This is a genomic window from Mannheimia sp. USDA-ARS-USMARC-1261 (assembly GCF_000521605.1).
Taxonomy (GTDB): domain Bacteria; phylum Pseudomonadota; class Gammaproteobacteria; order Enterobacterales; family Pasteurellaceae; genus Mannheimia; species Mannheimia indoligenes.
In genome coordinates, this window is the sequence record NZ_CP006942.1 from 1,479,559 (window position 1) to 1,492,290 (window position 12,732).

Sequence of the window (12,732 nt, forward strand, 5' to 3'; positions counted from 1 at the left end):
AAAAAATAAACGGACGCACGCAGTGCATCCCTACAAACAAAATAGGAAATTAATATGATCGACCAAAATCTACTTCGTACCAATCTTGATGAAATCGCACAAGCACTTAAAATTAAACGTAATTTCATTTTAGATGTAGAACGTGTAAAAACCCTTGAAGAACAACGCAAAACCTTGCAAGTAAAAACCGAAACTTTGCAAGCAGAACGCAACACTCGCTCGAAAAATATCGGAGCAGCAAAAGCTCGTGGTGAAGATATTTCTGCATTATTAGCCGAAGTGGATTCAATGGGCAATGAGCTGGATAACGCCAAAGTAGAATTAGATAAAGTACAAAACGAAATTCGTGATTTACTTTTATCTGTACCAAACTTACCGGCAGAAGAAGTGCCATTAGGTAAAGACGACAGTGAAAACTTAGAAGTTTCTCGTTGGGGCGAACCTCGTCAATTTGATTTTGAAGTGAAAGATCACGTTGCTTTAGGTGAAAACTTAGGCGGCTTAGACTTTGCGGCAGGTGTGAAATTAACCGCAAGCCGTTTTGTGGTGATGAAAGGCAAATTAGCCCGTTTACACCGTGCATTATCACAATTTATGTTAGATCTTCACACCGAACAGCACGGCTATGTGGAAACCAACGTACCGTTTTTAGTGAACCACGACACCCTTTACGGCACAGGTCAGCTACCGAAATTCGGCGAAGATTTATTCCACACCCAACCTTTGATGGGACAAGATCCAAACGAAGTACAACGCCCATTTGGTTTAATTCCAACAGCGGAAGTGCCAGTAACAAACCTTGTCCGTGATGAAATTATTGATGAAGAGTCTTTACCATTACGATATACCGCTCACACCCCTTGTTTCCGTGCAGAAGCGGGGTCTTACGGACGTGATACTCGTGGTTTAATCCGTATGCACCAATTTGAAAAGGTGGAAATGGTGCAAATCGTTGCCCCTGAAAAATCAATGGAAGCCTTAGAAGAGTTAACCGGACACGCAGAAAAAGTATTACAACTTTTAGGCTTACCGTACCGTAAAGTGCTACTCTGCACCGGCGATATGGGCTTTGGTTCAGCGAAAACTTACGATTTAGAAGTGTGGCTACCGGCTCAAAATACTTACCGTGAAATCTCATCTTGCTCAAATATGTGGGATTTCCAAGCCCGCCGTATGTCAGCTCGTTGCAAAGCAAAAAGCGACAAGAAAACCCGCTTAGTTCACACCCTAAACGGTTCAGGTTTAGCGGTTGGTCGTACACTTGTAGCCGTACTTGAAAACTACCAAAATGCTGATGGTTCAATCACTGTACCTGAGGTGTTAAGACCTTATATGGGTGGTTTGGAAGTGATTACGGCTTAACAGCTAATCTGTAGAAGAAAAAACCAACCTTAGCGATGAGGTTGGTTTCGTTTTAATAAATCTTATCCCTAATCTCTTTTTCAGGATAATTCATAAAAATTTCAGCAATTATTCGGCGATTTTGAACTGTATCTAAACGGATAGGATTTTTCATTCTACCTAAACGAAATGCAATAATTGTTACATTCTTCGGTTCATCTAGTTTATCTAACTGATAAAATACCATTATTTCTCGCTGATAAACCGCTCGCTTTCTAAAACGTAAATCCTGACGAAATGCAACGCCTGATTTTGGATAAATCTGTAAACCATTGATGATATTAGTTTGAGTATGCTCAGAAAATAAACCATAGAATATGAACTCTAATAGGTTATTTTTAAAATCAATACTAATCATCTAATTGCTCCCAAGCTGTTGCATCCCCTTTTGATAGACGTTCAGCTATCTGAGTATAAACGTGTTTGGGTACATCTCTTTTTACTTGGTATGGAGCCGATTGCTCTTCTAATAGATGCTCTTCTATCATTTTAATTTCTTCTGCTGTCCACTCCTCATCTTCTTTATGAACAACAAAATCAGTCTTAACAATCACAATAGACATCACTAACTCCTTTGCACTACTGGTTATATATTCGGTATTTTGCCTGTTCTAAATTCCGCTGTCTAGCTTTTATTCAGCAACATACTTGCAAATTTTTCACCAAATTCCACCGCTTGCCATTCAAAAAAGCCCTGTTTTGCGGTATCATCACAGCAATTTTTTAACTAATTCAAAGCAAGGTTAGATTTTATGCAACAACAATACAACCCAAGTGAAATTGAACCGAAGGTTCAGCACTATTGGGCAGAAAACAAAGTTTTTAAAGCAGTCAAAGACGTTACCAAAGAGAAATATTACTGCCTTTCAATGTTACCTTATCCATCAGGTAAGTTACATATGGGGCACGTGCGTAACTACACTATTGGCGATGTGGTTTCTCGCTATCAACGTATGATCGGCAAAAACGTACTTCAACCAATGGGTTGGGACGCTTTCGGCTTGCCGGCGGAAGGGGCTGCGGTGAAAAACAACACCGCTCCGGCTAAGTGGACGTACGAAAATATCGAATATATGAAAGGTCAGCTTAAAATGCTGGGATTCTCTTACGATTGGGATCGTGAAGTAACCACCTGTCGCCCTGAATACTACAAATGGGAACAATGGTTCTTTACCGAGCTTTATAAAAAAGGTTTGGTCTATAAAAAAACCTCAACCGTAAACTGGTGTCCGAACGATGAAACCGTGCTTGCGAACGAGCAAGTTCACGAGGGTTGCTGCTGGCGTTGTGATACTCCTGTGGAACAACGTGAAATCCCACAATGGTTTATCAAAATTACCGATTATGCTGAAGAGTTATTAACGCAGTTAGATAATCTCCCACAATGGCCGGATCAAGTAAAAACAATGCAACGCAACTGGATTGGTCGTTCTGAAGGGGTGGAAATCACTTTCAAAATCGCTGGTTCAAACGCAACCTTGCCTGTTTACACCACTCGCCCGGACACTTTCTTTGGCGTGAGCTATGTGGCAGTAGCAGCGGCTCACCCATTAGCAGAGTTAGCAGCAGAAAATAATCCTGAATTAGCGGAATTTATCCGTGATGCGAAAAACACCAAAGTCGCAGAAGCTGAGCTTGCCACAATGGAGAAAAAAGGAATGGCGACAGGCTTGTTCGCTATTCACCCATTAACAGGCAAAGAAGTGCCGGTTTGGGTCGCTAACTTTGTGTTAATGCACTACGGAACAGGTGCAGTAATGGCTGTGCCGGCTCACGATGAGCGTGATTTTGAATTTGCTCAAAAATACGATTTGCAAATTAATCAAGTAATTCAACCGCTTGATGGCTCAGAATGGGATTTCTCAAAAGCGGCTTACACCGAACACGGTAAATTAATCAATTCAGCCGAGTTTGACGGTTTAGAGTTTGATGCGGCATTTAATGCGATTGCAGATAAATTAGAATCGATGGATGTGGGCAAACGCCAAGTCAACTTCCGTTTGCGTGACTGGGGCGTTTCCCGCCAACGTTATTGGGGAGCACCAATTCCAATGATGACAACCGAAGAAGGCGAAGTTGCCACCGTTCCACTGCAAGATTTACCAGTGATTCTGCCTGAAGATGTAGTGATGGACGGCGTAAAAAGCCCGATCAAAGCTGATCCGGAATGGGCAAAAACCACTTACAACGGCAAGCCTGCATTGCGTGAAACCGATACCTTCGACACCTTTATGGAATCTTCTTGGTACTACGCACGCTACACTTGCCCGCAATATTCTGAGGGTATGTTAGATTCTGACGAGGCAAACTACTGGTTGCCGGTGGATCAATATATCGGCGGTATCGAGCACGCTACAATGCACTTGCTCTACTTCCGTTTCTTCCATAAATTATTGCGTGATGCGGGTATTCTAAATTCAGACGAGCCGGCAACTAAACTTTTATGTCAAGGTATGGTGCTTGCCGATGCGTTCTACTACACCAGCCCAACGAACGAGCGTATTTGGGTCAGCCCTACGCAAGTAACGCTTGAGCGTGATGAAAAAGGTCGCATTATTAAAGCAACCGATCCTGAAGGTCGTGAACTGGTTCACAGCGGTATGACCAAAATGTCGAAATCGAAAAATAACGGTATCGACCCACAAGAAATGGTGGAGAAATACGGTGCAGACACGGTTCGCTTGTTTATGATGTTCGCCTCGCCGGCAGAAATGACCCTTGAATGGCAAGAATCCGGCGTGGAAGGGGCTAAGCGTTTCTTAGGTCGCGTATGGAATTTAGTGTATGAATATGCACAAAATCCGGCAACTGCTGCATTAGATGTGGATGCATTAAACAAAGCACAAAAAGAGCTACGCCGTGATGTGCATAAAACTATTGCAAAAGTGTCTGACGATATTGGCCGCCGCCAAACATTCAACACAGCGATTGCAGCGGTAATGGAATTAATGAACAAACTCACCAAAGCTCCGCTTGAGTCTGAGCAAGATAAAGCGGTAATGGCTGAAGCCTTAAGTGCAGTTGTGCGTATGCTCTACCCAATCACGCCACATATCTGTTTTGAATTATGGCAAGCTCTCTGCAACGAGCAAAGCATCGACTTCGCTCCTTGGGTACAAGCAGATGAATCTGCGATGGTAGAAGATGAGAAACTTGTTGTGGTGCAAGTAAACGGTAAAGTGCGTGGCAAGATTACCGTTTCTGCAACTGCAACCGAAGATGAAGTCAAAGCAATCGCAAAAGCCGATCCAAACGTTGCTAAATTCTTAGATGGTCAGCAGATTATCAAAGAAATCTACATTCCATTTAAAATGTTGAGTTTTGTGGTGAAAGGCTAAACCATTCTCTTTCCCCTTGTGGGACAAACGCTTGCGTTTGAACGTTGGCTTTGCCAACGGCACCAAAGGAGTGAACGTAGCGAATATTGAGACCGAAAAATGCACCGTTTAGGTGTATTTTTCAGAGAGAGGGGCGAATCACAAGCGGTCATTTTTACTGACATTTCTGCCAAATATCCCCTCTCCCTACTTTTTCTTCTGAACGAAGAAAAATCTATCCCTCTCCCACAAAGGGAGAGGGAAACAAACAAGGAAATCTAGTTATGATTAAAAAACTCTCCCTCGTTGCTGTTTTTGCTCTGACAGCCTGCGGTTGGCATTTCAAAAATAATGAAGTATTGCCTGAATCACTCAGAACACTCACTTTTGAAAGTGCAGACCAACATAGTGATATGTCTCGCATTTTGCGTAATGAGCTACAATTAAGTGATGTAAAATTAGTACCAAGCTCGGCAAATGTATCAAAACTTCGTTTAGTCTCTACCTCAACAGATAGCAAAGTGGTTTCTGTATTCAAACAAGCTCGTGAAGCAGAAAAAATCTTAACACTAAACGTAGATGCTATTGCCGACATTCCAAATAAAGGGCAATATCCGTTAGAAGTATCTGTTCACCGCACTTTCTTTGATGACTCTCGTGCAGCCCTTGCTAAATCTGCGGAACAAGAGATGATTATGAAAGATATGTATGAGCAGGCTTCTCGTCAGCTTATTATTAAAATGGCAACATTGAAAAAAGAACTTTCAAAATAATCATTATAGGGGCGAAATTGCCTTCGCCCATTGTTTATCTGTATGCAAAAAATTTTCCCGGAAACACTCCAACTCTCTTTAAACAAAGGATTACAGCCCTTTTATTTATTAATAGGGAACGATTTACTGTTAGTTAATGAATCCAAAGATTTGATTATTCAATTTGCTCGTTCAAACGGCTTTGATGAAAAGAAAGAGATTGAAATTAAGAATGACACAAACTGGGAAACTCTTTTTGAAGCAACTCAAGAGATGGGGTTATTTTTTACACGCCAAATTCTTATTCTCAATTTTCCTGAATCGCCAACGGCTACACAATTAAAAAAACTTGCTGAGCTTTGTGCTTTAATTCATTCTGATCTACTCTTTATTTTACATTTGCCAAAATTTTCCAAAACGATGGAAAAGCAGGCTTGGTTTAGTCAAATTGAAGCTCAATTAGTGCAAATTAATTGCCAAACACCAGAAATCAGCAAGCTACCACAATGGTTAAGTAATCGAGCCAAAGAGATGAATTTACAGATTGAAGCTGAAGCAAATCAGCTACTCTGCTATAGCTACGAGGGCAACTTACTTGCATTAAAACAAGCATTACAACTACTACAGCTTCAATGCAATGATGGCAAAATTACCCTTAATAAAGTCAAAGAAATAGTGGAACATTCCGCTCAATTTACTCCATTCCAATGGATTGATGCCCTTTTTGAAGGGAAAATCGGAAGAGCTCAACGCATTTTACATCACTTGCAAAATGAAGAAGTACAAGCGGTTGTTTTATTACGCATTGTGCAAAAAGAGCTACTGATTTTGCTTGAAATTACCCACTCTCCAACACCAGTATTAAGTGAGCAAGCTCTCTTTAATGGTAATTTACGAACAGAATTTGACCGCTTGAAGATCTGGCAAAATCGCAGACCATTCTACAGCCAAGTGGTACAACGTTTAACCTATAAAAAACTTTACGCCTTAATCCAACAACTTGCTGAATTAGAGCGTAAAATAAAACAAGAATTTAGCGATGATATTTGGCTAGAGCTAGAGCGTTTCTCTGCTCAATTTGCATAACTAATATTTCTCCAAATCTTCACTGAAAAGCTCCGCCTCTTCACTCGCTATGGCGTGCTTTTCCGCCGCCCAATCGCCTAAATCAATGATCTGACAACGCTCACTACAAAACGGGCGGTATTTACTTTCCTTATTCCAAACTACTTCTTTTTCACAAGTTGGACAATTTACGATGGTTTCTGGCATTCTTTCTCCTTTTTTGCTAATACCAAGTATTTATGATATAACGCTTGAACCTGTTCTTTAATTAAAGGTAATCCTAGCTCAAGCGGGAGGTTATTTTCAATCACATCATCAGCGTAACTTAATCTTTCCTCACGGCTTACTTGAGCCTCCATTATATTTTTAATGGTTTCAGTTTTGCTTTTATCTCGCCTTGTGGCTCGTTCTAACTGAATTTCCGGGCTAACATCAATCACTAATACCCTATCGCAAAACTCGGTTAATTTATTTTCAATTAACAGAGGAACAACCCAAATCACATAACAAGCAGTCGATTCTTGCAATTTTTTTACCATTTCTGCCCGAATAGCTGGGTGAAGTAAATTATTCAGCCAGTTTTTTTCGGTTTCATTGTTAAATACAATTTGACGTAGCTTAGCTCGATCCAGCTCTTTTTCAGCGTTAAGAATATCTTCCCCGAAATGCTCTACTATTTGAGCCAACAGAGGCGTTCCTTTTTCTACCACTTGGCGAGCAACAATATCTGCATCAATAATTTCTACACCAAGCTCGGCAAATAAATCCGAAACTGTTGTTTTCCCACTACCGATTCCGCCTGTTAAGCCGACAACGTAAGTCATAAAAATTCCTCAAAATTAAAGTTTCTCAATTCTAGTAATTAATCCCCCTGCTTTCAAGCGTTACAACAATGCTCATCGCCAAACTCATAAACGGAATAAATGCCAACTTTTCTAAGTTTTGCTTTTTTATCCACCAATAAGCAAAATAGTAAAAAATACCTAGCAAACAGGCAATTAATATCAGCAATAACATTTTTTCTACATCAAATAAGGGAGATAAAGCTAGCAATAACAACATATCACCAGAGCCAAATGTTTCTTTTTTAAAAATAAGAGAGGAGAAAAGAGCTATGAATAGGCAAAGTAAAAAGGTAAATAGTAAAGTCTCATTATGGAAATTATTTAATCCTTTCCATAAAACAAGTAGAAAAATAAGCCCGATATAGCGAGTATCTGTCAGGTAATAGCAAATATCTAAAAGGGAGAGAAAACAAAGTAGAATAAAAATTACGCCAATAGTCGGATTTTCCGAACAATACATAATAAGTGGAAAAAGCAGAAAAAAGAGGTTTGCCCATTTTGTTTGCTGAGGTTTTAACGCAGATTGTGCAATAAATTCCTGCTCGCTTAACTTAAGCTGATTGATTGAAATCATTTCTTGATAAATTTGCTGGTTTATTCGTGTCGCAAATCTTGGGATTTCCGCTTTAAACCAAAATGCGGATAAAATGGAAAGTAAAAGCCACATAAATTACTCCACTAAACTTCCCATATCAAAAATCGGTAAGTATAGCCCGACAATAATCGTGCCGACAATCACGCCCATTAGTAACATCAGCATTGGTTCTAATAGCTGGGAGAGAATATCAATTTGATAATCCAGTTTTTGTTGGTATATCTCGCTAATATGCTCACACATTTTAGCAACATTGCCGCTCCGCTCGCCTATTTCGATCATTTGTGGCATATCTAAGCCAAATACATTTGGGTTAATGCCTTGCGAAAATTTATAACCCTGCTGCAAAAGATTAAGCATAAACTCAACCTCTTTTTGTAATATAGGGTCATCGCTTTTTTCGGATAAAAATGATTTTAATGCGACATCTAACGGAATATGAGCATTCAACATTAATGCAATATTTTGGCTAAAAAAGACTATTCGTGCTTGTTCTATAATTTGCCTAAAAATAGGGAGTTTAGATAATAACCTAAGTTTCAATTTCGTCCCCCAATTCCCTCTTTTTGCAAAAAATAAGAAAAAAATGACCGCTAGTAATAATAAAGTGAATAAAAGGTTTTTCTGCTCAATCAAACATCGAGAAAGAGAAAATAAAATGTCGGTAATCAGTGGTAAAGATTGTGCTTTTGTACCATAAAGCTCGGCAAATTGTGGCACGATAAATACTAAAAGCCCGATAGAAAGAGATAGCGAGATAAACAGTACAATTGCAGGGTAAAACAGGATTTTCTTGACTTTTTTAGCCAGTTTATCTGATTTAACTCTGCTCTGTGCTAAGTTGGTTAAAATCAAACCAAGTTTTCCGCTCTGCTCGCCCATTTTAATTAGTTGAATTTCTTGGTTAGCGATAAATTTATTGAGCCGTTCTAATGATTGTGAAAAAGCATAACCACTTTCAATGAGTTGAATAAGCTCGCTTAGCCATAGATGAAGCTTAATATTTCGACAGTTTTGTAAAATCATTACTAAGGCTTGCTTTAACGGAACGGCAGAATTCACTAACAATGCCAGTTGGGATAAAAATTGGCTGATTTCCTCTTTTTTCGGATTTTGCGAAAAAACAAAGTTTCGGCTAACTCGAATTTGCTCATAACCTTTTGCAAGTAATGTGCTTTCAAGCTCTTCTCGGCTTGAAGATAATAGCCTGCCTTTACGCTTTTGTTGGAAACGATCCACCGCTTTCCAATGAAATTCATAAATTTTAGCCATTTCCTAACACCCTCAAAATTTCTGCCTGATTGGTTTTTCCTTCCGCTAATTTTTCTTTCGCACTTTCAGCTAAGGTTTCAAAATCCAAACAAGCGGTCGTTTTTTCAAAATTTTTTGCAGATCGGCTGAATAGTTGATACACCCCAATTCTTCCTTTGTAGCCTTGATAGCAATTTTCGCAACCGATGCCACCACATTTTGTGCAAGTTCGCCTTAATAAACGTTGAGCTACCACAAGCAACAACGCATTTTTCAGCTCGTATTCTTTTATCCCGAGTTGCAATAATCGCTCTATCGCAGAAGGAGCATCATTGGTATGTAATGTTGAAAGCACTAAATGCCCTGTTTGAGCTGCTCTCAAGGCAATTTCCGCACTCTCTTCATCACGAATTTCCCCAAGCATAATGATGTCGGGGTCTTGACGGAGAAAGGTTCTCAACAGTTGGCTGAAATCAAGATTAATGCCCCTGTTTACTTGGGTTTGAATAATACCTTCTATCTCAATTTCAATCGGATCTTCTGCCGTTAATATATGCTTTTCGCTAGTATTGAGATGGCTTAATGCACTATATAAAGTGATACTTTTTCCGCTCCCTGTTGGACCTGTTACTAAAATTAATCCTTGAGGTTGGTTAAGTGCATTGAGTAATTTTTCTTTTTGGTTTTGGTTAAAGCCTAGCTCCAGAAAATCCAAATTCGTTGGTTTGTTCTTTTGAAGCCGAAGGACAACTTTTTCACCCAAATGGGTAGGTAAAGTTGAAACTCGGAAATCTAAGGTTTCCGCTAAAATTGTTTTGAAGTGAAATTGCCCATCTTGTGGTAAACGGGTTTCACTAATATCTAATTTAGCCAATAATTTAATGCGAGAAATCAGTCTACTCGATAAACTTTGTGGGAGTGTTTTATAAATATGCAGCACGCCATCAATTCTCAGCCGAATGAGTAATTTCTCTTTTTGCGGTTCAAGATGAATATCTGAAGCATTATTTTTTAAACAAAATTTAAACAGATTATCTAAAATTTGGATAATCGGATCATTTCTGTCTATTTGCTCCGAATGTGCTAATGAATACGCTACATTATCCTCATAAATTTCACTCTGAAAGCTACTCTGTTCGGGTGAAAGGGAATTGAGCAGAAACTTCAATTCATCGGAGGAAATCAAAACAGGCTCAATCTGTTTATGGTAGATAAAGGCAAAAATCTCACAAGCACTGATATTTTGCATATCGTCTACCGCCAACCATAATTGAGATTGTGTTTCTTGCAGTGGCACAGCCAAATATCGCAATAAAATCTGTTTTTCATTGCAATTTTTCTGCCACTGCTCGCTCGAAATTTCAATCATTTCTTGGTTGGCTAAATCGGTAACAGTATACTCCATTTTGATTTCCTCAAGATAAATTAGTCGTTTGATGCAGCTGATGCGGTATTACAAAAGCCTGCAGGGAATAAGCTTGTATCGCTCCCTTTACAGCTTGTAGACCAACTAATAGTAGTATTATTTTTTGGAATTGAAGGAGTTAATGTATAGCTATATCCATCAAGCGAGCCTTTCCCTGTTACAGTAATCACGCCTTTATTCACAGTAATCGAATTAAGATATTTGGTTTCATTAATACTCGTTTTATTGGCTTGAATACCATTTGTACCACCGGAGCAATTATCCAGCCCATTACTATTATAAATACACAGCTCAACATCTGATTTATAAGAAGCCGAAGCCCGCAACAGCTCCGATAACGCCGCTTTTTGCGTATAAGAGTTGTAGGACGGAATTGCAATGGTTGCAAGAATGGCAATAATAGCAATCACGATCATCAACTCAATTAAGGTAAACGCCTTGTGTAATTGACGAGTGTAAAGCGGTCGAAAATGTACAATTTTTTGCATATAAATTCCTTATGAATAAAACGCCAAAACAGCTTGGCGATGAAAGTGTGCAAACTTTTTACCATTTTTGCGATAAACAAATTTCAATTTTTCGATGCAGATCGAAAAAATAAAATTTCCATCTGTTTATCCATACAGTTTTTTGCTAGAATTCTATAAATTTGAGGATTGAGGATAAAAAATGGCAAAAGCACCAAAAACCGCCTATGTTTGTAATGATTGCGGTGCAGAATATTCCCGTTGGATGGGGCAATGCAAAGAATGTAAGGCTTGGAATACGATTAGCGAAGTACGATTAATTTCGAGTAAAGAAGCTGCAAAATCTGACCGCTTCAGTGGCTATGCTGGCGAAACCTCAGGCAAAGTACAGGTACTTTCCGATATTAGCCTACAAGAAGTACCTCGTTTTAGCAGTGGCTTTAATGAGTTGGATCGTGTGCTAGGTGGTGGTGTTGTGCCGGGTTCAGCTATTCTGATTGGCGGACACCCCGGTGCTGGGAAAAGTACATTATTGCTACAAGTAATGTGCGGATTGGCTCAACATATCCCAACTCTCTATGTAACAGGGGAAGAATCATTACAACAAGTTGCAATGCGTGCTAATCGTTTGGGTTTACCTACGCAAAATCTAAAAATGCTCTCTGAAACTTCTGTAGAGCATATTTGCAATATTGCCGACCAAGAAAAGCCGAAAATTATGGTGATCGACTCTATACAAGTAATGCACTTGTCAGATATTCAATCTTCTCCCGGCAGTGTTTCACAGGTTCGAGAATGTGCCTCGTTTTTAACTCGTTATGCCAAAACCCGCCAAGTGGCAATTATTATGGTTGGGCACGTTACCAAAGATGGTACTCTTGCCGGTCCAAAAGTATTAGAACACGCTATTGATGCCTCATTATTACTGGAAGGTGAATCTGACTCTCGTTTTAGAACCTTACGTAGCCAAAAAAACCGCTTTGGTGCGGTCAATGAATTAGGCGTATTTGCAATGACAGAGCTGGGCTTGAAAGAAGTTAAAAACCCTTCTGCCATTTTCTTGAGCCGTAGCGAAGAGCAAACACCGGGTAGCTCGGTAATGGTGCTTTGGGAAGGGACACGTCCATTACTGGTTGAAATTCAAGCGTTGGTGGATCACTCGATGCTGGCTAACCCTCGCCGTGTAGCAGTCGGTTTAGATCATAACCGTTTATCGCTATTACTTGCCGTTTTGCATCGACACGGCGGATTACAAATGTCGGATCAAGATGTTTTTGTGAACGTGGTTGGTGGCGTAAAAGTAACAGAAACCAGTGCCGATCTCGCCTTGATCTTAGCGTTAATTTCAAGTTTCCGAAATCGCCCTTTGCCGCAAGATTTGGTTGTGTTTGGTGAAGTAGGATTAGCTGGCGAAATCCGCCCTGTTACCAGCGGACAAGAACGTATCAGCGAAGCCGCTAAACACGGCTTTAGGCGAGCGATTATTCCACACGGAAACGCTCCCAAAAAAGCGATTAAAGATATGGAGGTATTTACCGTGAAAAAACTCAGCGATGCGTTGGATATTCTTGGCAATCTATAAAATAACAATACCGCTTAAAGCTAGGCTATAA

13 protein-coding genes are annotated in these 12,732 nt (G+C 39.8%); 5 read left to right on the forward strand and 8 right to left on the reverse strand.

From position 1 onward, the window contains the following. The first annotated feature begins 54 nt into the window (after nucleotides 1-54). On the forward strand, nucleotides 55-1,362 hold the full coding sequence (gene serS, locus X781_RS07075) for a serine--tRNA ligase (protein WP_025236191.1): 1,308 nt from the start codon (nucleotides 55-57) through the stop codon (nucleotides 1,360-1,362). A 52-nt stretch (nucleotides 1,363-1,414) separates the two neighbouring features. On the opposite strand, the gene X781_RS07080 is transcribed toward serS, so the two are convergent. Continuing rightward, complete coding sequence (locus X781_RS07080) at nucleotides 1,415-1,759, reverse strand: hypothetical protein (protein WP_025236192.1); 345 nt, start codon at nucleotides 1,757-1,759, stop codon at nucleotides 1,415-1,417. Next, a complete protein-coding gene (locus X781_RS07085) occupies nucleotides 1,752-1,964 on the reverse strand; it encodes a hypothetical protein (protein ID WP_025236193.1) in 213 nt (70 codons plus the stop codon). The genes X781_RS07080 and X781_RS07085 overlap by 8 nt, the downstream gene beginning before the upstream one ends. A gap of 189 nt (nucleotides 1,965-2,153) precedes the next feature. Between X781_RS07085 and leuS the strand changes: the two genes are divergently transcribed. From leuS to holA, 3 genes are all read left to right on the forward strand, one after another. Next, nucleotides 2,154-4,739, forward strand: a complete 2,586-nt coding sequence (gene leuS, locus X781_RS07090; RefSeq protein WP_025236194.1) for a leucine--tRNA ligase — start codon at nucleotides 2,154-2,156, stop codon at nucleotides 4,737-4,739. Nucleotides 4,740-5,002: 263 nt separating this feature from the next. Further along, complete coding sequence (locus X781_RS07095) at nucleotides 5,003-5,491, forward strand: LPS-assembly lipoprotein LptE (RefSeq protein WP_025236195.1); 489 nt, start codon at nucleotides 5,003-5,005, stop codon at nucleotides 5,489-5,491. A 42-nt stretch (nucleotides 5,492-5,533) separates the two neighbouring features. Continuing rightward, complete coding sequence (gene holA / locus X781_RS07100) at nucleotides 5,534-6,556, forward strand: DNA polymerase III subunit delta (protein WP_025236196.1); 1,023 nt, start codon at nucleotides 5,534-5,536, stop codon at nucleotides 6,554-6,556. Here the strand turns inward: holA and yacG are convergent, their stop codons facing one another. Genes yacG through ppdD form a run of 6 tightly spaced genes read right to left on the reverse strand, consistent with a single transcriptional unit; the run spans nucleotide 6,557 to nucleotide 11,140 of the window. Beyond that, entirely contained in the window at nucleotides 6,557-6,742 is a 186-nt protein-coding gene (gene yacG / locus X781_RS07105; protein ID WP_025236197.1) for a DNA gyrase inhibitor YacG, read from the reverse strand. It abuts the gene before it with no gap. After that, nucleotides 6,724-7,359: a dephospho-CoA kinase gene (gene coaE / locus X781_RS07110; protein WP_025236198.1), complete on the reverse strand. Its 636-nt coding sequence runs from the start codon at nucleotides 7,357-7,359 to the stop codon at nucleotides 6,724-6,726. Before coaE ends, yacG begins: the two co-directional genes overlap by 19 nt. Nucleotides 7,360-7,390: 31 nt before the next feature. After that, entirely contained in the window at nucleotides 7,391-8,047 is a 657-nt protein-coding gene (locus X781_RS07115; RefSeq protein ID WP_025236199.1) for a prepilin peptidase, read from the reverse strand. A 3-nt stretch (nucleotides 8,048-8,050) separates the two neighbouring features. Further along, nucleotides 8,051-9,247 carry a type II secretion system F family protein gene (locus X781_RS07120; RefSeq protein ID WP_025236200.1) on the reverse strand — a complete coding sequence of 399 codons (1,197 nt, stop codon included), beginning with the start codon at nucleotides 9,245-9,247 and terminating at the stop codon, nucleotides 8,051-8,053. Next, nucleotides 9,240-10,631, reverse strand: coding sequence for a GspE/PulE family protein (locus X781_RS07125; RefSeq protein WP_025236201.1), 1,392 nt, complete (start codon nucleotides 10,629-10,631; stop codon nucleotides 9,240-9,242). Before X781_RS07125 ends, X781_RS07120 begins: the two co-directional genes overlap by 8 nt. Before the next feature lie 20 nt (nucleotides 10,632-10,651). Next, on the reverse strand, nucleotides 10,652-11,140 hold the full coding sequence (ppdD, locus tag X781_RS07130) for a prepilin peptidase-dependent pilin (RefSeq protein WP_025236202.1): 489 nt from the start codon (nucleotides 11,138-11,140) through the stop codon (nucleotides 10,652-10,654). 181 nt (nucleotides 11,141-11,321) lie between these two features. On the opposite strand from ppdD, the gene radA reads away from it, so the two are divergent. Continuing rightward, the gene (radA, locus tag X781_RS07135) at nucleotides 11,322-12,701 is read left to right on the forward strand and encodes a DNA repair protein RadA (protein ID WP_025236203.1); all 1,380 of its coding nucleotides are present in this window, start codon (nucleotides 11,322-11,324) and stop codon (nucleotides 12,699-12,701) included. Nucleotides 12,702-12,732: the final 31 nt, after the last annotated feature.

Bases quoted from the DNA above. Each gene is read 5' to 3' on its own strand.
- serS (WP_025236191.1), top strand. From the start codon at position 55: ATGATCGACCAAAATCTACTTCGTACCAATCTTGATGAAATCGCACAA.
- X781_RS07080 (WP_025236192.1), bottom strand. From the start codon at position 1,759: ATGATTAGTATTGATTTTAAAAATAACCTATTAGAGTTCATATTCTAT.
- X781_RS07085 (WP_025236193.1), bottom strand. From the start codon at position 1,964: ATGTCTATTGTGATTGTTAAGACTGATTTTGTTGTTCATAAAGAAGAT.
- leuS (WP_025236194.1), top strand. From the start codon at position 2,154: ATGCAACAACAATACAACCCAAGTGAAATTGAACCGAAGGTTCAGCAC.
- X781_RS07095 (WP_025236195.1), top strand. From the start codon at position 5,003: ATGATTAAAAAACTCTCCCTCGTTGCTGTTTTTGCTCTGACAGCCTGC.
- holA (WP_025236196.1), top strand. From the start codon at position 5,534: ATGCAAAAAATTTTCCCGGAAACACTCCAACTCTCTTTAAACAAAGGA.
- yacG (WP_025236197.1), bottom strand. From the start codon at position 6,742: ATGCCAGAAACCATCGTAAATTGTCCAACTTGTGAAAAAGAAGTAGTT.
- coaE (WP_025236198.1), bottom strand. From the start codon at position 7,359: ATGACTTACGTTGTCGGCTTAACAGGCGGAATCGGTAGTGGGAAAACA.
- X781_RS07115 (WP_025236199.1), bottom strand. From the start codon at position 8,047: ATGTGGCTTTTACTTTCCATTTTATCCGCATTTTGGTTTAAAGCGGAA.
- X781_RS07120 (WP_025236200.1), bottom strand. From the start codon at position 9,247: ATGGCTAAAATTTATGAATTTCATTGGAAAGCGGTGGATCGTTTCCAA.
- X781_RS07125 (WP_025236201.1), bottom strand. From the start codon at position 10,631: ATGGAGTATACTGTTACCGATTTAGCCAACCAAGAAATGATTGAAATT.
- ppdD (WP_025236202.1), bottom strand. From the start codon at position 11,140: ATGCAAAAAATTGTACATTTTCGACCGCTTTACACTCGTCAATTACAC.
- radA (WP_025236203.1), top strand. From the start codon at position 11,322: ATGGCAAAAGCACCAAAAACCGCCTATGTTTGTAATGATTGCGGTGCA.